The 22342-nt window shown below is 37.3% G+C and carries 18 protein-coding genes; 11 read left to right on the top strand and 7 right to left on the bottom strand.

The window, feature by feature from the left end; genetic code table 11:
- Window position 1 precedes the first annotated feature (1 nt).
- The 6 genes from pepT (at window position 2) to ACG72T_RS07385 (ending at window position 5710) form a co-directional block, all read left to right on the top strand.
- Entirely contained in the window at window positions 2–1246 is a 1245-nt protein-coding gene (pepT, locus tag ACG72T_RS07410) for a peptidase T (RefSeq protein WP_395265546.1), read from the top strand.
- Window positions 1247–1920: 674 nt separating this feature from the next.
- On the top strand, window positions 1921–2229 hold the full coding sequence (locus ACG72T_RS07405; protein ID WP_395265545.1) for an ArsR/SmtB family transcription factor: 309 nt from the start codon (window positions 1921–1923) through the stop codon (window positions 2227–2229).
- 62 nt (window positions 2230–2291) lie between these two features.
- On the top strand, window positions 2292–3500 hold the full coding sequence (locus tag ACG72T_RS07400; RefSeq protein ID WP_395265544.1) for an NADH:flavin oxidoreductase/NADH oxidase family protein: 1209 nt from the start codon (window positions 2292–2294) through the stop codon (window positions 3498–3500).
- Window positions 3501–3519: 19 nt separating this feature from the next.
- Window positions 3520–4197 carry a type 1 glutamine amidotransferase domain-containing protein gene (locus tag ACG72T_RS07395; protein ID WP_395265543.1) on the top strand — a complete coding sequence of 226 codons (678 nt, stop codon included), beginning with the start codon at window positions 3520–3522 and terminating at the stop codon, window positions 4195–4197.
- Between the two features lie 93 nt (window positions 4198–4290).
- Window positions 4291–4479 (top strand): 2-hydroxymuconate tautomerase, encoded by a 189-nt coding sequence (locus ACG72T_RS07390; RefSeq protein WP_395265542.1) that lies wholly within the window; start codon window positions 4291–4293, stop codon window positions 4477–4479.
- 40 nt (window positions 4480–4519) lie between these two features.
- The gene (locus ACG72T_RS07385; RefSeq protein ID WP_395265541.1) at window positions 4520–5710 is read left to right on the top strand and encodes a DUF2075 domain-containing protein; all 1191 of its coding nucleotides are present in this window, start codon (window positions 4520–4522) and stop codon (window positions 5708–5710) included.
- On the opposite strand, the gene ACG72T_RS07380 is transcribed toward ACG72T_RS07385, so the two are convergent.
- The 3 genes from ACG72T_RS07380 to lepB form a co-directional block, all read right to left on the bottom strand.
- Window positions 5707–6594, bottom strand: coding sequence for a helix-turn-helix domain-containing protein (locus tag ACG72T_RS07380; RefSeq protein WP_395265540.1), 888 nt, complete (start codon window positions 6592–6594; stop codon window positions 5707–5709). The two genes, ACG72T_RS07385 and ACG72T_RS07380, sit on opposite strands and share 4 nt — an antisense overlap.
- Window positions 6595–6745: 151 nt before the next feature.
- A complete protein-coding gene (locus ACG72T_RS07375) occupies window positions 6746–6931 on the bottom strand; it encodes an LBP_cg2779 family protein (RefSeq protein ID WP_395265539.1) in 186 nt (61 codons plus the stop codon).
- Window positions 6932–6965: 34 nt separating this feature from the next.
- Complete coding sequence (gene lepB / locus ACG72T_RS07370; protein WP_395265538.1) at window positions 6966–7631, bottom strand: signal peptidase I; 666 nt, start codon at window positions 7629–7631, stop codon at window positions 6966–6968.
- A gap of 214 nt (window positions 7632–7845) precedes the next feature.
- On the opposite strand from lepB, the gene ACG72T_RS07365 reads away from it, so the two are divergent.
- The 3 genes from ACG72T_RS07365 (at window position 7846) to ACG72T_RS07355 (ending at window position 11035) form a co-directional block, all read left to right on the top strand.
- Window positions 7846–8607 (top strand): hypothetical protein, encoded by a 762-nt coding sequence (locus ACG72T_RS07365; protein ID WP_395265537.1) that lies wholly within the window; start codon window positions 7846–7848, stop codon window positions 8605–8607.
- Window positions 8608–8702: 95 nt separating this feature from the next.
- On the top strand, window positions 8703–9677 hold the full coding sequence (locus tag ACG72T_RS07360; protein WP_395265536.1) for a hypothetical protein: 975 nt from the start codon (window positions 8703–8705) through the stop codon (window positions 9675–9677).
- A gap of 5 nt (window positions 9678–9682) precedes the next feature.
- On the top strand, window positions 9683–11035 hold the full coding sequence (locus ACG72T_RS07355; protein WP_395265535.1) for an RsmB/NOP family class I SAM-dependent RNA methyltransferase: 1353 nt from the start codon (window positions 9683–9685) through the stop codon (window positions 11033–11035).
- On the opposite strand, the gene fni is transcribed toward ACG72T_RS07355, so the two are convergent.
- From fni to mvk, 4 genes are read right to left on the bottom strand one after another with little or no spacing between them, the layout of a single operon-like run.
- Window positions 11032–12078 carry a type 2 isopentenyl-diphosphate Delta-isomerase gene (gene fni, locus ACG72T_RS07350; RefSeq protein ID WP_395265534.1) on the bottom strand — a complete coding sequence of 349 codons (1047 nt, stop codon included), beginning with the start codon at window positions 12076–12078 and terminating at the stop codon, window positions 11032–11034. The two genes, ACG72T_RS07355 and fni, sit on opposite strands and share 4 nt — an antisense overlap.
- Window positions 12071–13150 carry a phosphomevalonate kinase gene (locus ACG72T_RS07345; protein WP_395265532.1) on the bottom strand — a complete coding sequence of 360 codons (1080 nt, stop codon included), beginning with the start codon at window positions 13148–13150 and terminating at the stop codon, window positions 12071–12073. The genes fni and ACG72T_RS07345 overlap by 8 nt, the downstream gene beginning before the upstream one ends.
- 24 nt (window positions 13151–13174) lie before the next feature.
- Window positions 13175–14140, bottom strand: a complete 966-nt coding sequence (gene mvaD, locus ACG72T_RS07340) for a diphosphomevalonate decarboxylase (protein WP_395265531.1) — start codon at window positions 14138–14140, stop codon at window positions 13175–13177.
- On the bottom strand, window positions 14133–15083 hold the full coding sequence (gene mvk, locus ACG72T_RS07335; protein WP_395265530.1) for a mevalonate kinase: 951 nt from the start codon (window positions 15081–15083) through the stop codon (window positions 14133–14135). Before mvk ends, mvaD begins: the two co-directional genes overlap by 8 nt.
- Window positions 15084–15185: 102 nt before the next feature.
- On the opposite strand from mvk, the gene ACG72T_RS07330 reads away from it, so the two are divergent.
- Entirely contained in the window at window positions 15186–18683 is a 3498-nt protein-coding gene (locus tag ACG72T_RS07330) for a PD-(D/E)XK nuclease family protein (RefSeq protein WP_395265529.1), read from the top strand.
- The gene (addA, locus tag ACG72T_RS07325; protein ID WP_395265528.1) at window positions 18676–22335 is read left to right on the top strand and encodes a helicase-exonuclease AddAB subunit AddA; all 3660 of its coding nucleotides are present in this window, start codon (window positions 18676–18678) and stop codon (window positions 22333–22335) included. The genes ACG72T_RS07330 and addA overlap by 8 nt, the downstream gene beginning before the upstream one ends.
- The last annotated feature ends 7 nt before the right edge of the window (window positions 22336–22342 follow it).

The raw sequence follows: 22342 nt of genomic DNA, 5'->3' as shown, positions 1-22342 counted from the left end.
AATGGCAATAAAATATGAAAAATTAATTCCACGTTTTTTGGAATATGCAAAGCAAAATACTCGTTCAGATGAGAATTCTACTACAATTCCTTCGACTGAGAGACAGACCGAGTTTCTTAAGAAATTAGCGGAAGAATTGATGGAAATTGGTCTGAAAGATGTTAAGATTCGCAAAGTTGATTCATATTTGACCGCTGAATTGCCTTCAAATCTTGATTATGACGTTCCAGTTTTAGGCTTGTTATCACACGTTGATACTGCTGACTTTAATTCTGAGAACATTAAACCTAAGATCGTTGAAAATTATGATGGTAAGAGTGTTATTAAGCTTGACGAAGAGGGTAAGTATACTCTTGACCCAGCAGTATTTAGTTCGCTAAAGAATTACGCAGGTCAGACCCTAATTACTACTAGTGGTGATACTTTACTGGGCTCAGACGATAAATCTGGGGTTTCTGAAATCATTACAGCTATGGAATATTTGATCAATCATCCAGAAATCAAACATGGAAAAATCAAGATCGGCTTGGGACCAGATGAGGAAATTGGTACAGGAGCAACTCACTTTGATGTGAAAGACTTCGGCGCTGATTTTGCTTACACAGTCGATGGAGGTCCAGTCGGACAACTTGAATATGAGACTTTCAGTGCTGCGGGTTTAAAGGTTCATATTACAGGTAAAGATGTTCACCCATCTGGTGCCAAAGGTATTATGGTTAATTCAATGTTGATTGCAAATGAATTCCAAAGCATGTTACCAGCCGATGAAGTTCCTGAAAAGACTGAGGGTCGTCAGGGATTCTATCTATTATGTGACGAACAAGGTACCATTGATCACACTGATATGTCATACATTATCCGTGACTTTGAACGTGATGGACTGGAAGCACGTAAGAATAAGGTCTTAGAAATCGTTAAAGCATTGAATGATAAATATGGTGCTGAAACCGTTAAGATCGACATGAATGATCAATATTACAATATGTATGAGATTATGAAAGACCATATGGACGTAGTTCAATTAGCTGAAAAGGCAATGAAGAACTTGGATATTGTTCCAGATGAAGCACCAGTTCGTGGTGGTACAGATGGTTCAACAATTTCCTTCAAAGGTCTGCCAACTCCAAACCTATTTGCAGGTGGCGAGAATATGCATGGTCGTTTTGAATATGTTTCTGAAGAAGCAATGGAAAAGGCCGTGGATGTTGTTCTCGAAATCATTAAATTAAATAGTGAAAAACATTAATCGTGTTTTAATCGAAAATTTCATAACAAGTTAGCCCTTTGGGACGATTAAGATATTCTGTCCTAGCACCAAGACGAAAAAAATCTTTCATTGTTTGGGTGAGAACTCCAATGATACTTGATTTTTACGTCTTGGTGTTTTTATTTTGTCATTTTTTAAAGTTGCTAACTTGATTATAAAGTTAGCCAATCGTTTGTTAAGTTTCATACCTAGTAGAAATACCAAGGTGTGAGACTTTTTTTGTTTTTTCTCATAGAAAAAAGAGTACAGGAATAGTTCTTTCTCATAATGGATAAGATGTTGCGTTTAGGTTTGATTCATTTTGTTAAATGTTCACTTCAAATATATTTTCTTATGTAACCTTAGTGATTTTTTGATATCAATATTGCCGATATTATTCCTTTTGGTACTGAGAGTGTACTTGGTCCCAACTTTTATGATTATTTAATTACTCATTTTGGTACTTTTGTAGTCGCATTTATTCTCACGTGGTTGTTTGGATACAATGATAAAATGAAGGCCAGCGATGAGAAGTAATACAAATTCGATTTTTTAAAGATAGAACTAAAGGACATTTCTGGGAAGACTTTTTTCTTAGAAATGTTTTTTTATTGACACTAACCAATTATCGTAATACAATGCGTTTAAACATTTAAACATATAGGAGATAAATAATGGCCGAAGAGACAATGGCAATCTTTAAGCGCGGGATGCCTATTTTTGCAATTTTTCAAGATGAAAATCGTCAAAAAATAATCTTATTACTGTGCAAACACAAAGAATTAACGGTCAACCAGATAACTGATCAATTGGAACTCTCTCGTCCAGCGGTTTCTCATCATTTGAAATTGATGCTAGATGCAGGTGTAATTACAGTCAACAAAGTTGGTAAAGAACGGTTTTATCAAGTTTCGTTAAACGATACGGTTAAATTACTTAAAGAGCTGACCAAATCACTAGAGGAAAGTATTTCGTCTAATTAAGATGAAATTATTTTTTTGAACTATACGTTTAAATGTTTAAACCCATTAACAGGAGAAAAATTATGACTAATATTTTTACGCAACTACCATTACCTAATGGAACCACCATAAAGAACCGTTTTATGAAAGCCGCAACTAGTGAGACAATGGGGGATAAATACTATCGTCCAACGCAAGAGTTGATAAACCTTTACTCGGCATGGGCTAAGGGTGGAACCGGACTGATTATTACAGGTAATGTCATGGTCGATCAAAGTGCCAGAGGTGAATTTGGCAACATTGTTGTTGAAGACAGAAGCAATTTGAATTTGTTAAAACAATGGGCCAAGGCAGGGACTTCCAATGGAGCTAAGATCTTTATGCAATTGAATCATCCTGGCAAACAATCACCTAAAACTATCAGTAAACAACCAGTCGCACCTAGTGCAGTTCCCATGGAGGGCTCAAACAGCTTTGCCTTTAATGATCCACGAGCTCTGACTAAAGTGGAGATTCAAACAATTATTCAAAAGTTTATCAATGCGGCTGTCGTTGCAAAGGAGGCTGGATTTTCTGGAGTCGAAATTCATGCGGCCCACGGGTATTTGCTGAGTCAATTTTTATCACCACATGATAATCAGCGGGTTGACGAATATGGCGGCAATTTAGACAATAGAATGAGATTATTGGTAGAAATTTATACAGGAATGCGTCAAAAAGTTGGGAATGATTTTGCGATTGCTTTGAAGATCAATTCATCAGACCTTCGTGAGGGAGGATTCACTGAAGAGGATTCTTTCAAGGTGATTCAAAAGATGGATCAGTTGGGAATTGATTTGATTGAGATTTCTGGTGGTAACTATGAGAAACCGACAGTTCAAGGGATTGGTAAGGGAGCCTTTTTCATTAAGTATGCTCAAAAAGTTAAACAAGCTGTCACAGTTCCGGTCGCAGTAACTGGTGGTTTTAGTACAGCTAATGGTATGTCAAAGGCGATTGAAAATCATGAAGCAGATCTCATTGGTCTAGCTCGTCCATTAGTTTTATTACCTGATTTACCAAATCAATTTGAACTAGGAAACTTTACAGCTATTACCTTACATCATTTAACTACTCACCTTAAAGGTTTAGACAAGAAGGTTGGTTCTTTAATTGGTCTAAGTTATTATCAACAACAAATGGCGCGGATTGCCAAGGGATTACCAGTCCAGATCACAGATAATGCTTGGAGTTCATTAGGATTTGCGGTTAAAGAGCAAGGTTTATCAGCTCTGGTTCCACAACGAGGATAATTGGAAAGGAAGACTAACTTTGAAAAAGATATTGCTTGTTTTAACTAATACTACCCGTTATCACAATACACATGAGGCTACTGGACTTTGGTTGAGCGAAGCGACGGAATTCGTTGAAGAAGTTACTAAAGCTGGATTTAAAGTGGATTATGTTAGTCCCAAAGGAGGCTTTGTGCCTTTAGATCCTCGGAGTATGAAGTACGTAACTGAAGCTGATTTAAAAGTTTATGAGAGTGAAGATTTTCAAAAAAGGGCGCTGACGAACTCGCTTTCTCCTAATGAAGTTGAAATTCAAGACTATGCGGCAATTTACTATACTGGTGGTCACGGCGTGATGTGGGACTTTCCGATGAATCAAGAGCTTCAAGATCTTACTCAAAAGATTTATCAACAGAATGGCTACGTAACTTCGGTTTGCCATGGTATCGCAGGTTTATTAAACGTTAAAGTAAATGGCCAATATTTGATTAAGGATAAGAAGGTCACCGGCTTTACGACCGCCGAAGAGGTACTTGCCGGCAAGAGAAAAATCGTTCCCTTTTTAAACCAACAAGTAGCGTTTGACCATGGTGCAAAGTTTCAAAAGAAACGAGCTTACAAAGAATTTGCCATTCAGGATGGTCATTTGATTACGGGCCAGAATCCATTTTCTGCTAGTGCTGTTGCCCGCTTATTAATTAAAAACCTGTCGGCGTGATGGCTTAAAGTTAGGGGAATTGTATTTAAAAAACGTTGAGGTTATGAGATAATTTAAATGCTTTTTACTTCACTTAATTAAGGAGAATTCATTATGCCATTAGTACACATTGATTTAATTGCAGGTCGTTCTGAAGAACAATTAAGAGGAATGGTCAAAGATGTTACAGACGCAATCGTAAAAAACACTGGTGCTCCTGCTGAACACGTTCATGTAGTCTTGAACGAAATGGAAAAAGAACACTATGCAGTTGGTGGCGTTTTAAAGAGTGACGAAAAATAAAAAAGCCGTGAGGCTTTTTTTTCTTGGAGATGTAATTTGAATGTTAGAATCTGTTTTTCCGAATAAAAAACTTACTCAAGAGCAACAGGCTATTTTCGATGAGATTGAAACGTTTTGCCGAATTAATTTGAATGGTGAAACCAAAGCTGTTTTTCAATTAAATGGTGATGCTGGAACGGGTAAGAGTGTTATCTTAACGCAACTATTTTTAAAAATCGAACAGCAAGCAAAAGATAATCAAACAGATAATTACTTTTTAGTCAATCACCCGGAATTATTGAAAGTTTATCAAGAGAACGCCGGTGCTTTTTCGCAATTGCGTAAGAATCGTTTCTTGCGGCCTACTACCTTTATCAACCGTTTGCGTAAAGAAAAAAGGTCGGCTGATATCGTCGTTATCGATGAAGCTCATCTGTTATTGAGTGAGAGTGATCACTACAATAATTTCAATCAAACGAATCAATTAGAAGAAATAATTAAATTAAGTAAAGTTGTCATTTTGGTTTTTGATGAACGTCAAGTGCTTAAACTAAAAAGCTACTGGTCTCAAAGCCTCTTAGATGCAATTGTTAAACGTCAACGGGCAAATTATGCTAAGGCGACTTTGATTCAGCAAATGCGCATGCAGGCCCCTAAATCAATCACCAAATGGATCGATGATTTGACTGAGAAATTGACGCTCGATTCCGTTCAAGAATCTCAGTCCAATTTCCTTAAATTGAGCAATCAATACGACTTTCGAATCTACAATGATGCTGAAACTATGTATCAAGAAATTAAATCGTTCAACGATCAAGTAGGTGAGTCTCGAATCGTTGCGACGGCAGATTATCCTTCGACCTTGGATGGGAAAAAGCATTTCGTCAATGAAGGTAACTTTCACCTGCCATGGGATCAGTATAACTACTCAACTACAACTTGGGCACAAAAACCTGAGACTATCAATGAGATTGGTTCGATCTATACCGTCCAAGGTTTTGATTTAAACTATGTGGCAGTGATAATTGGTCCTTCTGTGGTCTATGACGGATCTGGGAAAATCAAGATCGATTTGCAGGCCTATGAAGACCGTGAAGCTTTTAAAAAACGTCATCAAAATGATCTTCTCAATCTAGACCAAAGTAGAGAAAAAATCATTCTTAATTCGATCAATGTTTTAATGAAACGTGGTATCAAAGGTTGTTTTGTTTACTTTCACGATTCACGTATTTTTGACTATTTGAAAAATTAAGACTTGATTTTGAGTTCAGTAATTTGATGTTTTTGCATCGTCTGATTAATTTTGTCTAACAAGGCGTCATTGGTGTTATATTCTGCGAAAGCAATCGCTGACAGCAAGTAATGACTAACTTGGTTACGATCGTTTGGAGCCTGTGCAAGAGCGTTGATAGCGGCTAAATAATAAAACTCATCTGTAGCTTGGGCTACAACCATATTATTATCGCTGTGCCTTAGATTGTTGAAAATGACTTGATTGCTAGTATCTAGCTCATGGTTGGCCGACAAAAAGGCCGCCAGCTTCAATTGACTTTTTCGATATGCAATGGTTTCAAGCATCGTCAAATTGGTCAGAAATGGAACTTTACTAGCAGTTTCAAAGTAGTGTTGGGCAATTTCTGGTTGTTCTTTTAGTAAATAGACTTCGGCTAGTTCAATATTAGTCATTACTTCCCAAAAACTGTCTTTTTGACGGTTGCGGCTGGTCAAAACAAAAGTGAATTGGAATACGGCTTGGTCGTATTCTTTTTTTTGTAGTTCCAATTGTCCCTTTAAAAAATTCAATTCCAATTTTTGCGGATTGGTTAAATTACTGGTAGCAATTTTAGGAAGAAGCTTGGCTGCTTCTTCGAAATCTGTTTTTTGAACCAATTCAAACAAGGTTGTTAATTTATCATTAACCAAATTATTTGAAGGAAGTTTGGAAAATTCTGAATAGACGTCATTCAAAGTCAAATTCAAGCGCTGACATATTTTTACTAAAACATCAACGGAAGGGGAGATATTTTGATTTTCGATCCGACTGATGACGGTTTGTGTACAGATTCCGTTAGCTAGTTGTTGTTGATTTAAAGTCATTTTTTTGCGTTGTTCAAGAATTACTTTGCCCAAAAACATTCAATCACCTCATCAAATAAAACTATAAGTTATATTTTTATAGATTATACAGATATTATATAACATAAGAAAATATTATTTGAATCGAAACCAATAAAAAAAACGATAACCAATTGGTTACCGCCATCAGGGTAAACTACAAATATTACTTCTATTGATGTAGTTTGATATATTCCAAGATTGTTTTTGCTTCATCTGCTGTTGGTTCATATTCACCTGATTTTAAATTATGAACTCTTTCTACTGAGATATGACTCTCAAAAGCAAATTGCGTATCAGTCATGTCTTTATCTTTTTCGTACTGAATTATCATTTCAGCAATATTTGGTTTATCCATGAAAAATGCCTCCAATTATTTTGATACTCAAATTTTAAAATGTTGACCATTTATTTAATGGCCAATAGCGCCACTTAACTTCACCAATGACACTCTTTTTATTAATAAAACCGATGATACGACTATCCTTAGATACAGTTCGGTGGTCTCCCATAACGAAGTAAGTACCAGCAGGAACTTTGTTAGTCATTTCAATCTTCTTTAGGTAAGAACTGCTATAACGTTGTTGCCACTCTGGTGAATTCTTTGCTAGAGAACTCAGAGAAAAGTTATAAGTATAGCTGTATGGTTTACCAGCATATAGACTAGTATCAGGTTCCTTCAGCTTACTACCAGCTTTAAGGAAGTCTTCGTTAAGTTGTTTGCCATTAACGTAAATCTTGTTGTTTTTAGAAACAACAGTGTCACCAGGTAAACCGATCACTCGTTTGATATAGAATGAGCCCGGTTCATCAGGAGCTTTCAAAACGATGACATCGCCACGGGTGATATTTGAATGCCGAGTAGCAATTACTTTATCACCGTTCTCAAAAGTCGGTTGCATCGATGGTCCCGAAACTTTGTCATTGGAAAGAATGAACTTAAACCCTAAGAAGAAGACTGCATAGATTGCAATGGTTAAAGCAATGGTTTGCAACCAAAACTTCCAACCAGTTTCTTCGTCTTTTTGAGGCTGTCGTCTACGATTATTTTCTGCCATATTTCACCTCGTACATGTACTACTTATGATATTACACTTTTTCGTAATTATTGGAAATATTTGTGATATTTTCATTATTAAAATTTAATCGAATGCTAACATTTCGCAGTTAAGTGTCATAGTAGGGAAGAATAACTTTAAGTGTTGGGAAAAGTTTAGTAAGATGAAGGTCGAAAAGTTTTAAAATATCGGCAGATTGTCTTGGGAGAAAAAAATGAATTATATTGACGGATTACGCGAAGATACTAAAGTTTTACCGAATGGGATGGTTTTTAATGCCCGCATAAAATTCATGGAACGAATTTGCTTGGCTTTGTCTCAAGACGAATTGCCCAAATATCATTTTCCGCAATTTCAGTTAACTGAAAAAGAGATCACTTCTTTTATGGAGAGTAATATTAGACTGGATGAAGTTGCCTATCAAACCATGTCAGCTCATTTAGAAAAATTCGATCATGACTTGGGCGAGTTCCGAACTTATCTACAGATTCGTTTTGGTTATTGGGCCACAATTACGCAAGACTTTGTTGCTGAACTTCAGCGCCAATTTTCTGGTCAATCATTTTTAGAATTGATGGCTGGTAATGGTTATCTTTCAAAAGGACTGCGAGATTTAGGGGTTGAGACTTATTGTACTGATGATTTAAGTTGGTCCAAGCACGACCAAACGGGTAACTTAAAGTTGACCTCAATTGAAGCACTCGATGCCATCTCGGCAATTGAAAAGTATGGTCAAAAAGTTGACAATATTATCCTTGCTTGGAGTCCCGACCGAGAAGAGATTGACTATGAAATTCTTGAAAGAATCCGCCAATTAGACGTGAACTTTTTATTGATTGGCGAAAAAGATGGTGCCACTAATAGTCAGAAATTTTGGGACAATGCACAGTTAGTCGAAGATCAAAGAATCGAACAGATCAATCGATTTTATTCACGTTACGACTTAGTGCATGATCAATTATTTTTAATCAAATAGGAAAGGGGCTGAAGCGTTTGTAATTAGTTTCAGCCTTTAATTGTTGATTAGTGTAGAATAAGATATCAGTAAGACAAGATTATAGGTGAATTTTTATGAAAAAAATTGTTTCAAGTATTGTTATCTTCTTAGTGGTATTATTGACCGGAGTTGCCATTTCTAAAAGTGATGCTATCAAATATAATAATACGATGAATCGGCTAGGTATGAGTGAAGAAGCCGTCGTTTTACAAACAAAATCTAAGAAAAATATTGTGACCGCTGTGCAACAATTGAGTCAAAAAAAGAAAATGTCTGGCTATCAATTGATCTTCTTTGAAAAGGGGAATAGTGACGTTGGTTATATTTATAGTCATAATAAAATCAACAAATTGCCAATCATTTCCGGACGTTATTTTTCAAAAGATGACTTTACATCACAAATTCCTTTTGCTATCCAGGGGAAGACCTCTGAATTAGAAGCCTACAAACCTCAAAGTCAAGCTTATATCAAAGTGGACAATCGTTATATTTCAGTCATTGGAAATATTGGCTTTGATGGCGCAGATATTCTCAACTCACAAACGTTGATCTCTCTGTCACCTAATCAACCAAAGTCTAAGTATCATCTGAATGAAGTGACGACAGTTTTAGATGGCAGGGCAGTTAACAATAAAGAAACATTGAGCAAGATCAAGCAAGTTTTACATACGCGCTCGATGCATAAATATGTTCCACAGACGGACGATTTTACGAATGTCGAAGCAACTAATAATGGTGAATTGTATCTGGTCGGAATCGTCTTGTTGTTCTTCTTAATCATGGCAATCGCCTTTTATATTCTGATTCCTTTGCGTTTTGATTTAGCGCATTCTAATTTAACGGGTGATTTGAAGAACAATTACCGTAATGGCCTGATGATTCGCTACTTGCTCTATACGATGGTGCCAATGTTCTTAGGCTTTATTGCGGTCGATTGGCGAATCGTTATCATAAGTCACAGCACTTTCAATCTATTTATGGCCATGTCGGCTATCGTGACGATTTTGATAGGTCTGTCGCAAATATTTTTTGGTAAACGGAGTGAATAATTTAAATGAAAGTCAATTTGAGTCCTGACTTCAAAGAAAAGTATCGTAATTTATTGGGGGAACGAGCAGAGAAACTCTTTGCAGCAATTGAAACAGACAGCCAAGAAGCTTTTCGACTCAATCCGCTGAAAGCAAATTTTCAAAATGTGGCCTATTCATTAGACCAACCGATCCCCTATAGTAATATTGGTTATTATGGTGATATTGACGGTAACTCAATCGATCATTTGTCTGGCTATGTTTACAGTCAAGAACCTAGTGCAATGTATGTGACCGAGATCGTTGATCCACAAAAGAGCGATAAAATTCTCGACTTGTGTGCCGCACCAGGAAGTAAAACTACTTATATTGCCTCAAAAATGGCCTCTAAGGGACTTTTGGTTAGCAATGAGATAAATTCCAAGCGGGCCAAAGTATTGTCCTCAAATATCGAAAGAATGGGGATTACTAATACAGTTGTGACGAATAATTCCCCAAAAGATTTTGAGAAAAAGTTTGCCGGTTTCTTCGATAAAATTTTAGTCGATGCGCCTTGTTCCGGTGAAGGGATGTTTCGTAAGGACCCAGAATCGGTTCAGTATTGGTCTCTGGATTATGTTGAGCAATGTGCTAACCGACAACAACACATCTTAGATTCAGCCTATAAGTTGTTGAATAACGGTGGAGCATTGATTTATTCGACTTGTACCTTTTCGCCTGAAGAAAATGAGCAAAATGTTGCTTGGTTTTTGAATAAGTATCCCGATATGCATTTGGCAACAGTCAAAAAATATCCTGGTATGGAAGATGGTCGACCACAATGGGCTGATGGTAACCCAGAATTAACTAAGACGTTGCGAATGTTTCCTGATCAATTCAACGGTGAAGGCCACTTTATGTGCAAATTGGTCAAAGATGGTACTCCGGTTGAAGTCAAAGAACGTAAAATTAACGATGGCTTGAAAAAAGATGATTTCAAGTTTGTTCAAAAATTCAGTCAAGCTAATTTGATTACTCTTAAAGAACAAAATTGGTTAAAGATTGCTGATTTCTTATATCAGGCCGCTAGTTTGGATAATCGTTTCAAAGGTTTGCATATTCTTAGAAATGGTCTTAAACTAGGTGAATTCAAAAAAAATAGATTTGAACCCGATATCGCAATGATATTGGCGCTCAAACCTACTGATTTAAAGACAGTTTATGAATTAACGACGGAACAATTTGAGAAATACTTGCATGGCGAATCGATTATTTTGACTGCCAAACCTGATTTTGATAATAAATGGATCGGCTTGTCTTTTCAAGAAAAGCTATTCAGTTGGGGCCGTTACAGCAATCAGCAAATAAAAAACGTCTATCCCAAAGGATTAAGACGTTAGAAGTTGATTTGGCGTTGCTGCATATAATTTATCAAGCTCTCATCGAAAACGATGGGGGCTTTTTTGATGTCGTTGACCGATTTAGCACCAATAGCCGCCATAATGATTCGTAATTGTTTAATGAAGTCGTCGAAAAAGACTTCTGTTTCTTCAAAAGAATGTTTTTGGAGATGATGCAAGACTAGGCCTGACATACCCACAGCCTTTGCTCCCAGACGAATTGCCTTGACAACATCTAGTGGTGTGCGAATGCCGCCTGAAGCAAAAATCGTCATTTTATTTTGATAAGGGACCGTTTCTAAGAGAGCTTCAACAGTCGTCAAGGATAATTGATCTAAATAAGTTAAATCTAAGTCGTGGTTTCGAGCACTCTCGATTTGGGCAAAGTCAGTGCCACCATGACCAGATATATCAACGTTGCGAACTCCTATTTTATAGAGCTGAGCAATGTTTTCTTGGCTGATTCCAAAGCCAACTTCTTTGACGATTACCGGCACGGAAACATTTGAAATAATATCTTTAATATTATCGAGCCAGAAAAATTCCTGATCGCCTTCGGGCATAGCTAATTCTTGCAAAACGTTGAGATGAATCTGTAAAACGTCTGCTTTGATAAGGTCAATCGCCGTTTGTGCTTGAGTGGCATTAGCCTTACCAGAGACATTGGCTATTACTAGGCCATGAGGATTGTTTTCTCGCAAAGTTGTAAATGAACTTTTAGTTTCTTTAGGTAATCTGAAATAGACTCCCATGGAGCCACTGGATACGGGAATGTTAAGCTTACTTGCTAGCATGGCTAATTGTTGGTTGAATTTTTCAGATTGTTTTGAGCCACCAGTGATCGCATTAAAATAAAAGGGCACACTAATTTGGTGGCCCAGAAATTGTGTCGACATATCGATGTCTTTTATTCGTAATTCAGGTAGGGCATCATGCAAGAGTGAAACTCGATTAAAATCGGCAGATGCTGTTTCCTTAAAAAATTTTTCTGCTAAGAAAAGATGCTCAACTTTACGTTGAATTTGTTCATCTTGTTTAGGCATGAGCAATTATGTCTCCAATTTTTAAAGTCAGTGGGGTGATCCCAACTTGTTGCCATTCTTTTTTTAGTTCGGCTATATCAAGGGACTTATCACTGAGGACAATACCACAGTCACCACCGCCTGCACCGGAAGTCTTGGCCGAACCGCCAAGTTTTTCGGCAATATCACAAAGCTTTTCTAATAGTTCTGTTTCAATATGAACATCGCTGAAATCGGCTAAATCAGCCAATAATTGACGATATTCGCTGAACATTTTTTTGATTTTTGTGGAATTTTTAGTTTTGAAACCGTCAATTAAATCTTCGACGTTTTGACGGCTGGATTGCAAAAAGTGTTGATACTTATCGACCTTTTGTGCCTTAGTTAAGGCAATTCGGTCGACTAAGATCGAAGTTGAAGCGGGTGAACCAGTCCAACCGACGGTTAACTCCAAGTCATCAGGCAACTCTAAACTGTGAATCTGTAACTTAGGCCAATCTAGTGAAAGAATTTCAGTAATACTGTGATTGCGGACCATATTGAAGATCCAGTTACGATCAGGTGAATAGTAAGCTACAATGCCTCCAAAGGCGCTAGCAGCGATATCGCCTAAACTACCATTTCCTTGAACAGATAGATGGGAGATGGCAGCTATTTTATAAATATCCATTGCAGAAAGCTCCAAGTGATAGAAATCACCTAAAGTCTTTACCACTGCAACAGTAACAGCAGCAGAAGAACCCAGACCGTATTTTTTACCATCTTTTGAGTCTAACTCGCTAGTTACTAATAAATCATAATAATTTAACTTAACGTCTCTTTCGAGAGCGTATCTTTCAACGAACTTGATGGCCGCCAAGATATATTGCAACTGACTTTCAGAGTCATCAAAGACAAGCTGTGTGCCTTGACGATTCCAATGAATCAATTCTTTATTCAGATTTTTCGACTGAATCGTACCACCGTTTTGAGTTTTATTGATTGTAACAGTGACGTACTTATTGACTGAAGTTAGGACGGCAGGGAAACCTGTTTCAACGACAGCATATTCTCCAGCCAAATATAATTTTCCAGGTGCTTTTCCTGTAGACAAAAATATCATACCTTTCAATTTGTATCAGACGAGTTGAATACCAGGACCGATGTTTGCGATCACAGTAGAGACGTTTGATAATTGTTGTTCGATGTATTGCTGAACCTTTCGAAGAGATTCTTTCGTACAAATAATTTTAACATTCGGACCGGCATCAATTGTAGCATACGCAAAGATACCTTTTTGCCTAATTTCTTGAATTAATTGAATGATTTCAATGGTTTCCGGAGCAAAATATGTGAACGAAGGATTTGCTGAAAGCGTTAAAGCATGCATACTCATCGCATTGTGTTCAGAAATCTCACCGATTTTTTGTAGATCTTTTTTGGCAATTGCTTGCTTAATTTCATTTATCTCTGAAGCCACTAGTGTAACCCAATTTGAGTAAAAAGGGGAGGTCTTTACGCTATTTTTCATTCCTAAAGTTGAAGAAATTTTTTTACTATGCTTGTCAACAACTACAGAGAGTAAGGAAAGGTCGATATTTGGATTTTCATCAATTGGCGCGGCAAAAGACGATTGATTATCAGTTCCAGCTTGCCATTCGACAAAACCACCATAAATCGACCGACAGGCTGATCCAGAACCATTGCGCGCCAAAATCGACAATTGTCGTGAATCTAATTGCAATTGTTTAGTTTCATTGATTGCCACAGCTAAAGCTGCAAAACCTGATGCTGAGGAGGCAAAACCGGCAGAAGTTGGGACGTGGTTGACACTGTCAATTTGAAAATGTTCCGTAAATGAATACATCTGACGGACGGTGTTTAAATAATTAACGATGCGCTGATTTTTTGTGTCATCTAAGAGTTGCTCATTTAAATAAATCACGTCATGGTCAGAATCGATGATAGTGGCCTTGGTGTCGGTATAAAAACGATCGAGCGTCAAAGAAAGACTATTAGTGAAGGGCAGTTTCAATTGTGGATCTTTTTTACCCCAATACTTGATCAAAGCGATATTTGTATAGGCCCGTGCTGTCCTAGTCATTATCCGATTCCTCCGCATAAATTGATAAAGGTTGAATCCAAGTTTGTTCAGCTCCGGATTTAATTAATGCTTTTTGAATCATTTGAGCGTTCTTCAAATTTCTGGCTAAACAAATGATACAGCCGCCACGACCGCCACCAGTGATTTTGCTGCCCAAAGCTCCGGCATTGTTGGCGGCATCGATCAATTTGTCAGTCTTGGGGATCGACAGTTTGAGTTTGGTTAAAACTTCGTTGGCTAAGGAGAAAACTAAGCCTAATTTTTTTAAGTTTCCATTCGTCAAATATGAACTGGCTTTAGTAGCGTAGTCGCCTAATTGCTCTAGATAGGCACCAGTTTTTTCAGGCTGGTCGTCATACATTTGTCTGACATCGGCAACAGTTTCTTTAGTACGTCCTTTGACGCCGGAATCAGCAATGACGATGAAACCGTCCGAGTTGAAATTAAAGTGTTTAGGTGCATCGTTTTTACTGAATTTGATGGGGTCTTCGGAACTGACTGTTAAAGCATCTAAGCCACTGGCCTTGCCATGAGTGACAGTTTCAGATTTATTTACGTAATCTATTAATGTCTGATGATCTAATCTTTCTCCAAAGGCATCAAAAAAGGCACGTGTAATGGCGGCAGCAATTGCAGCTGATGACCCCATACCTCGTTCGATGGGTAAGCCACTATCGATACTGATGGTGTAATTTTGATGAGATGTATTCAATTTTTCATCTAAGAGTGCTATCAAATATTTCACGCCTGACAGTGAATCGGGGATGCGGTCGATTTTACCAGCGTAATATTTTGAAATTAAATTATTTTCAGAACTTTGTTTTATTTTTACAATGACGGGGGTACTTAAGAGGGGGATTGCAAAGGCTGGGTAGCCATAAACTACTGCATGTTCTCCCATAATAATCGTTTTCCCGTGACTTTTACCTATTCCTTTAAGCACATGCTCACCTCATATTCTCTAAGTCTATATTTTATACATCTATTGCACCGATTTCCACCTTATGTCCATCAACTATGATAGAATTTTTGCGGGTGAATAATTATGACATTAAATTTTGTACTTGGTAAAAACCAATTTGATCATCATCAAAAGCTGATGGAATTGTTCCAACAAGATTTTCAAACTGATCCAGAGGGTCAATTTTTCTTTCTGGTTCCGAATCACATAAAATTTGAATCGGAAGTAAATATTTTAAAATCATTTGATAAAGGTGATGACAAAGTCATTGCTACTAATAACGTCCAAACTTTTTCGTTCTCACGACTAGCTTGGTATTTTTTGCGTGACAGCAGTGATTATAACCGTGAAACATTAACGCAAACTAAATCGGCCATGCTTTTAAAAGAAATTGTGCAAAGCAATCAAAAGAATTTAAAAGTATTCAAGCATATGGTTGATAAACCAGGGTTCATAGACCAAATGATCACTCAATTCGATGAATTTATTAATGGTCAAGTGCAGCCAGATGACATTGGCGAGATCCTAGCTCAAAATCAAACGGATGTTTTTGCAGATAAAATCGGTGAATTAAATTTAATCTATACAGAATATCTCAAAAAAATTGCCACTTATCAAACAGCTGATTATCAATTGAATGCTCTGGCAGACTTTTTAAATCAGCAATTAGATACTAGTCACTATCATTTTTATATTGAAGGTTTCTCTAACTTCACCGCTACCGAGCTTAATCTTGTCAAAGCGATGATGATCAATTGTGCTGACTTGAACGTCTCTTTGGTGATCGAGAATACCAGTTTGAATCAATTGTCCGATCAAGAATTCTTTTATCGGCCACTGCACACTTACCAGGAGTTATTGGAATTTTCTAAGCAGCAAAAAAATGCTAGCCATGTGTATTTTAGTGATCAATTACGAGTTAGTCCCGATTTGGCTAATTTAGAAAATTACTGGATTCAATCAAGCGGCACAGGTTCAATTCAGTCCCATCACTTGGATAATCAAAACTCGATTCAAATTTGGAAAGCAACCGATAAGCAGACAGAAGTTTCGGCCATTAGCTCCTATATTCGCCGATTGGTAGCTCGTCAAGGGTATCGTTATAAGGACTTTTTAATTGTCAGTCGAAATCTATCTGAATATAGCTCCTTTATTGAGTCTTTCATGGAAAATAACGAAGTCCCATATTTCATTGATCTGCAAAAGAAAATGGCTAACCATCCCTTTAAGCGTTTGATCGATCTCTTATTTGCCATTCATGACTTAGGTATGCAAGAAGATGACGTGATCAGTCTCTTACGGACAGAGCTGCTGATCCCAGAAGTCTTTAAAGACGATATCGTTGGTTTTAGACAAGCAGTCGATTTAACAGAAAACTATGTTTTGGCAAATGGCATCACCAAACGGGGCTGGTTGGGTGACGATTTCAGTCCGAATGTCAAGCTTGATCAAAAGGTCGATGCGGTTCGTATCAGTGAATTTGAACAAATCAATTTGATCAAGAATTTTGTCAAAGGCATTTATCAGCAATTGACGAAGTTCCTAGATAAACCCAAAGATTCCCTGACTAGTGCGACAAAGCTTTATAGCTTTTTGACTACTCAAGGTGTCTTTGAAGTATTGTTAAAGTGGCAACAACAGGCGACTGAACAAAACAATCTCACTTTGGCTAATCAACCCGAGCAAATTATCAATCTGTTCAATCAAATCTTAGATGAATATGTCAGCATTTTTGGCGAGAAAACTTTTAATTCAACTGACTTTATCAGCATTTTGGATGCTGCTTTTGAGAGTGCAACTTATTCGCAGATTCCTTCAACTCTTGATGCCGTCAGCATTTCTGAAATTGGGATGATTCAGCCCAATAATCGTAAAATTACCTTTATTCTCGGCAGTACTACCAGCAATATGCCTGGGGCAACTGTCTCTAATAACTTGGTTACTGATGATGAACGAGGATTCTTAAATCAAAATCTAACTGATGGCAAGTTTTTGAAAGACTCAGATGAGGTTGTGAATAATTCCGAACCATTCTTACATGACTTAATTTTTACTACTGGTTCGCAGCGCTTGATCTTCACATACCCTAACTTATCGGAAGACAATAAGAAACAAGAATTATCCAGCTATGTCAAGCGAATTATCAATCATTTTGACCTGACAGTTGAAGATAAGTTGGCTAATCCGCAAATTGACGATGTTAATTACAATCACGTTTTGGAATACGTTGGTTCTAAGGACTCGACTTTGAATTATTTGATTCGTGTTTCTCGGCTGGCTTTGGATAAAAAAGTCGAGCTGCCAAAGATTTGGAATTATGTCAAACAGCAACTGACCAATAGAGCTCCCGAATCGACTGATTTTGCATTGAGTTCATTGACATATCAAAATAAGCCTGCTGATTTGGACCCACAGACCGTCAATGCTTTGTATGGCGACAAGATTCAAGTTTCAATTTCACAACTCGAAACTTTTTATATGAACGAGTACGAGTATTTTCTCAAGTACGGGCTTCGTCTGGCACCAAGGCAATTATTTGAAATTACGCCAGCTCAAACTGGTTCGGTTTTTCATGCAGTGTTAAATAGCTTAGTGAAATATTTGAACCAAACCGGCAAACGTTTAACTGACTTTGATGATTCAGAAATCGATCATTTGGTCAGAGATTTGTTTGCAAAGCAGGCCGAATTACCCGAAAATAAAATCTTTAAATCATCGGACCGAATGCTGTATATTGCTGACAAGTTGCAGAGTACGTTGGTTCAGTTGGCCAAAAATATGAAACTGCAATACCAACGTAATAACTTTGTACCAAAACGTTCCGAAGTAACTTTTGGCCGTTTGAATAACGAGGAAGACTTGCCTTATATGACTTATCATCTGGCTGATGGGCATGAAATCTACGTGCGTGGGAAAATCGATCGTATTGATGAAATGAGTTTGGACGACTTAACTTATTTAGCCATTATTGACTATAAGTCAAGTGATCGGAAGTTTGATTATGCTCAATTTCTTGATGGACTTACTATGCAAATGCCAACTTATATCCAAAGCGTAACTGACAATTTAGACCGCTTTAAAGAAAGTAATAAGGATATCAAGATTGGTGGAGCACTGTACGAGCATATCGTCAATCCGTTCATCCAGCTGTCTACAAAAAAAGTACCGTTGCATCAACAGATTCTGGCTAACTTTAAATTACAAGGAATTTTGTTAGATGATAAAGAATTATTGGATAATTTTGATTTACAAGCTCGGAATAAAAATCATACTCGCTCAAGCAATTCACCGGTGGTAAGTTTTAGCAAAAAAGACGTAATCAGTGATGCAGATCTCTTTAAGATTTTGAATTACAATCGACGTTTGATTAAAAATGCTGGTGAGAAAATCTATTCTGGTAAATTGGCGTTGAATCCATACCGCTATGATAAGAAAACCGCTCTACAATACAGTGATTATCGACCTATTTTTGAATTTGATGCAATGTTACCGGAAAACGATTATCACGACATTATTAATTACAACAAAGAAGACGTCTTAGAACGAATTGAGGAAATTTTGGAGGGAGAAGAAAATGCCTAAGTGGACTGACGATCAAATTAAAGCAATTGAACATCGAGGACATGACATTTTAGTCTCTGCCGCCGCTGGTTCAGGAAAAACTACCATCCTGATTGAAAGGATCTTACGAGAACTAAAGGGTGATCAAAATCATCAACCAGAAGATGTTGATAATCTGTTAGTGGTTACTTTTACTGAAGCCGCTGCACAAGAGATGAAGGAACGTCTTTTGGAGGCTTTGAAAAAAGCTGTGAATCAAGAAGACGACCCGGAAGTTAAACGTCATTTACAAAAACAGATTTTTCACATCCCGATGGCTAACATCAGTACGATTCATGCCTTCTGTTTGAGTGTTATTAAAAAATTCTATTATGTGATCGATCTTGATCCTAATTTCCGCTTGTTGAGTGATGAAACCGAAAAGTCGATCATTCAAGAACAAGCTTATGAACAGATTCGTGATAACTATTACGCCAAAGCTGATGAGGACTTCATTGCTTTGACTGATAATTTTACTGATGACCGTTCAGATGACGGACTCAAGGATATTGTGTTTAAAACTTATGACTTTGCAATCACGAACCGCGACACGACAGCTTGGTTAGATAACTTAGTTAAACCTTATCAATTTGACAAGAGCTTTGCTGACAGTGACTTTTACCGAGATGATTTCTTGCCTCAAATCAAACAACGGCTTGAGGATTTACGCCAATACAATTTAGAAGCACTCGACCTTTGTTCACCTGATGAATTAGCTTCATCGTATTCAAATGTCTTTCAAGAACGAAATGAGAAGTTAGAAGAACTTGAGAATTCACACTTTGGTTCATATCAAGAGTTAAGAGAAGCTGTCACAAACTTTAAGACGGCTGCTAAGAAGGAGCCTGTAAAAGCAGATGACAAAGCGGGCAAAGATCAGACAGTCCTAGAGGCTGCCACCAAAATGAACAAGGAATTTACTGCTCGACGCAACAAGATCGTCGAAGACTATTTTTTGAAGTCGGAAACTGAAATTAATCAATCATTAGTTGCAGCCCAAAAGTTGATCGCCAAATTAGTTGAAGTAGAGCGACGCTTCATGAAGAAATTTGCCAGCTTAAAAGCAAACAGTCACGTCTTAGACTTTAACGATTTGGAACATAAGGCGGTCGAAATTTTAACAGGTGCAGTCGATGGTCGAAAGATTGCCCAAGAGTATTACCAAAATAAATTTGACGAATTGATGATCGATGAGTATCAAGATGTTAATGAAATGCAAGATAGAATCATTGATCTCTTATCAGGTGAAACTAATCATCGCTTCATGGTCGGTGATATCAAACAATCGATCTATGGTTTCCGTCAGGCCGCACCACAACTTTTCACCGAGAAATATGACCGTTTCCAAAAAGCAGACAATGATAACGAGTTAGTCCAGTTATCAATGAATTTCCGTTCTGCAAAAGCAATCGATGATTTTGTCAATCAAATTTTCACGAGGGTGTTTGACAAACAAATTGGTGATATTGACTACGACGATAAAGCTAAACTTGTGACAGGTACCAAATTTCCCAAAAATGTCGATACTAAGAATGAGTTTGAAATCTATTCACTCCCAGAAGCCAAAGAAGCTGATGAAATAACTGATGGTCAAGCGGAGATCACTAAGCGACAAACTCTGATCAGTGCCGCAGCTAAAAAGATTCAAAGTTTGATGGACCAAGGTTTTGAAATTTATGACAGTAAATTAAAAGCTACAACAGAGGCTGAAAAAATTCGTCCGATGAAGTATTCGGATGTGGCTATTTTGGCTCGGACCCGCGATAGCAATACTGATATTGTTTCATATTTCTCCAAAGTCAATATTCCAGTTATGGTAACTGATGCTCAAAATTACTTCCAGACCACTGAATTGCAGATCATGATGTCGATGTTGAACATTATTGATAATCCTTATCAAGATATTCCATTGGTGGCAGTCTTACGTTCGCCAATCGTCGGTTTGAATGAAGAAGAGTTAGCGAAGATTCGTCTGATTGATAAGCGCAATATGTATTACACCGCGATTTTAAAATATCTAAAAGCAACGGATGATATCGACCAACATATTCAAAATAAGTTGAAATCATTCTTATTACAGCTCGAGAATTACCGTGATTTTGCCAATAAGAACAGTATTGCTCGCCTGATTTGGAAAATTTATCAAGAAACGGGAATTTTGGAATATGTTTCGGGTATGCCCGGTGGTAAACAACGTGCCGCTAATTTACACGCACTCTATCAGAGAGCCAATGCTTATGAAGAAAATAATTTTAAAGGCTTGCATCAATTTATTAATTTCATTCAACGGATGCAAAGTTTAGATAAAGATTTATCACAACCTAATAGTATCGAAGCTAACGATGATACCGTCAAAGTCATGACCGTGCATGGTTCAAAGGGCTTGGAATTTCCAATCGTGATTTACTTAGACATGGATAAGAAATTCAACCTTAAGGATGTCAATGCAAAGACGGTTTTTGACGCAAGAAAGGGTATCGGAATCACTTTAATTGACATTCAAAATCGCCTAAAGTATCGAATGCCCCAAAGAGGTATTATCAGTAATCAAAAGAAGATCTCAACGGTTTCTGAAGAGATGCGTCTGCTGTACGTTGCACTGACTCGCGCTAAACAAAAGTTGATCATGTTAGGCTTTACTAAAGATAAAGCAAAGCTCTTTCAAGACTTCGATAAAACTAGTAATGGCAAGCTGATCAATGCTTCAGCCCGATTGGCTGCTGGTAGTTTCCAAAATCTCGTAGGGATGAGTACCCTCAATGGTGTCGATAAATCTGATTATTTCGATCAGAAAATGAAACTTGATTTTAAAATCATTCCCGTCACGAGTGCTAGTGACCAGTCCAATCAGATTATTATTCCAGAACAAGCAGTTGGTGAAATTAACGATACGTTTAAAGAATCAGTCAATGGTATTTTAGATTTCAATTATCCGTATCAAGAATCAGTTGAGACGACAGCTTATCAGTCAGTTTCTGAGATTAAAGGTTTGTTTGCGGACCCTGATGATGAAAACATGGCTGAAGATTTGATCAGCGACCAGTCTCGCTATAATTTAGGTTCTTTCTCAAAGCCAAACTTTTTAACTAAAACAAAAAAGGTTACGAGTGCCGAAGTGGGTAGTGCTACGCATTTGGTCTTGCAAAAAATCAAGATTGAAACGACGCCCACAATCTCAGACTTTGAAAGCTTAGTTCAAGATTTGGTGAATCAAAAATTGTTGACGGCCGAGTTGGCTGAAAAAATCGACTGTCAAAGTCTAGCTGACTTTTATCAAAGCGATTTAGGACAACTGATCGTTGAAAATCATCAACATGTCAGTCGGGAATTTCCTTGTTCAATTTTAATGCCCGCCACCAAATTGTTTAAGAATGAAAACAAGAACTATTCCACTAACGATAAGATACTAGTTCATGGTATTATTGATGGTATGATTGAGTTGAAAGACGGAATAACGATTTTTGATTATAAGACGGATAATGTGACAGATAAAAATCGTAATGAATTAGTTTCAAAATATTCTGGACAAGTCAATTTATACGCAGAAGCAATTTCTGCCATCAAAAATCAACCCGTCAGAGGGAAATATCTTTACTTTTTGAAGGTCAATCAAGCAGTCGATCTTCAAAAATGACAAAGAT

Origin of the sequence: Companilactobacillus sp. FL22-1, from assembly GCF_043951805.1 — a bacterium.
GTDB lineage: Bacteria > Bacillota > Bacilli > Lactobacillales > Lactobacillaceae > Companilactobacillus.
This window is presented reverse-complemented; position numbering and strand designations above follow the sequence as displayed.

What these genes read in the sequence shown, in the direction of transcription:
- pepT (WP_395265546.1), top strand. Translation starts at nt 2, where the DNA reads ATGGCAATAAAATATGAAAAATTAATTCCACGTTTTTTGGAATATGCA.
- ACG72T_RS07390 (WP_395265542.1), top strand. Translation starts at nt 4,291, where the DNA reads ATGCCATTAGTACACATTGATTTAATTGCAGGTCGTTCTGAAGAACAA.
- ACG72T_RS07380 (WP_395265540.1), bottom strand. Translation starts at nt 6,594, where the DNA reads ATGTTTTTGGGCAAAGTAATTCTTGAACAACGCAAAAAAATGACTTTA.
- ACG72T_RS07355 (WP_395265535.1), top strand. Translation starts at nt 9,683, where the DNA reads ATGAAAGTCAATTTGAGTCCTGACTTCAAAGAAAAGTATCGTAATTTA.
- mvaD (WP_395265531.1), bottom strand. Translation starts at nt 14,140, where the DNA reads ATGACTAGGACAGCACGGGCCTATACAAATATCGCTTTGATCAAGTAT.
- ACG72T_RS07385 (WP_395265541.1), top strand. Translation starts at nt 4,520, where the DNA reads ATGTTAGAATCTGTTTTTCCGAATAAAAAACTTACTCAAGAGCAACAG.
- ACG72T_RS07365 (WP_395265537.1), top strand. Translation starts at nt 7,846, where the DNA reads ATGAATTATATTGACGGATTACGCGAAGATACTAAAGTTTTACCGAAT.
- ACG72T_RS07400 (WP_395265544.1), top strand. Translation starts at nt 2,292, where the DNA reads ATGACTAATATTTTTACGCAACTACCATTACCTAATGGAACCACCATA.
- ACG72T_RS07330 (WP_395265529.1), top strand. Translation starts at nt 15,186, where the DNA reads ATGACATTAAATTTTGTACTTGGTAAAAACCAATTTGATCATCATCAA.
- lepB (WP_395265538.1), bottom strand. Translation starts at nt 7,631, where the DNA reads ATGGCAGAAAATAATCGTAGACGACAGCCTCAAAAAGACGAAGAAACT.
- ACG72T_RS07375 (WP_395265539.1), bottom strand. Translation starts at nt 6,931, where the DNA reads ATGGATAAACCAAATATTGCTGAAATGATAATTCAGTACGAAAAAGAT.
- fni (WP_395265534.1), bottom strand. Translation starts at nt 12,078, where the DNA reads ATGCCTAAACAAGATGAACAAATTCAACGTAAAGTTGAGCATCTTTTC.
- ACG72T_RS07405 (WP_395265545.1), top strand. Translation starts at nt 1,921, where the DNA reads ATGGCCGAAGAGACAATGGCAATCTTTAAGCGCGGGATGCCTATTTTT.
- addA (WP_395265528.1), top strand. Translation starts at nt 18,676, where the DNA reads ATGCCTAAGTGGACTGACGATCAAATTAAAGCAATTGAACATCGAGGA.
- ACG72T_RS07360 (WP_395265536.1), top strand. Translation starts at nt 8,703, where the DNA reads ATGAAAAAAATTGTTTCAAGTATTGTTATCTTCTTAGTGGTATTATTG.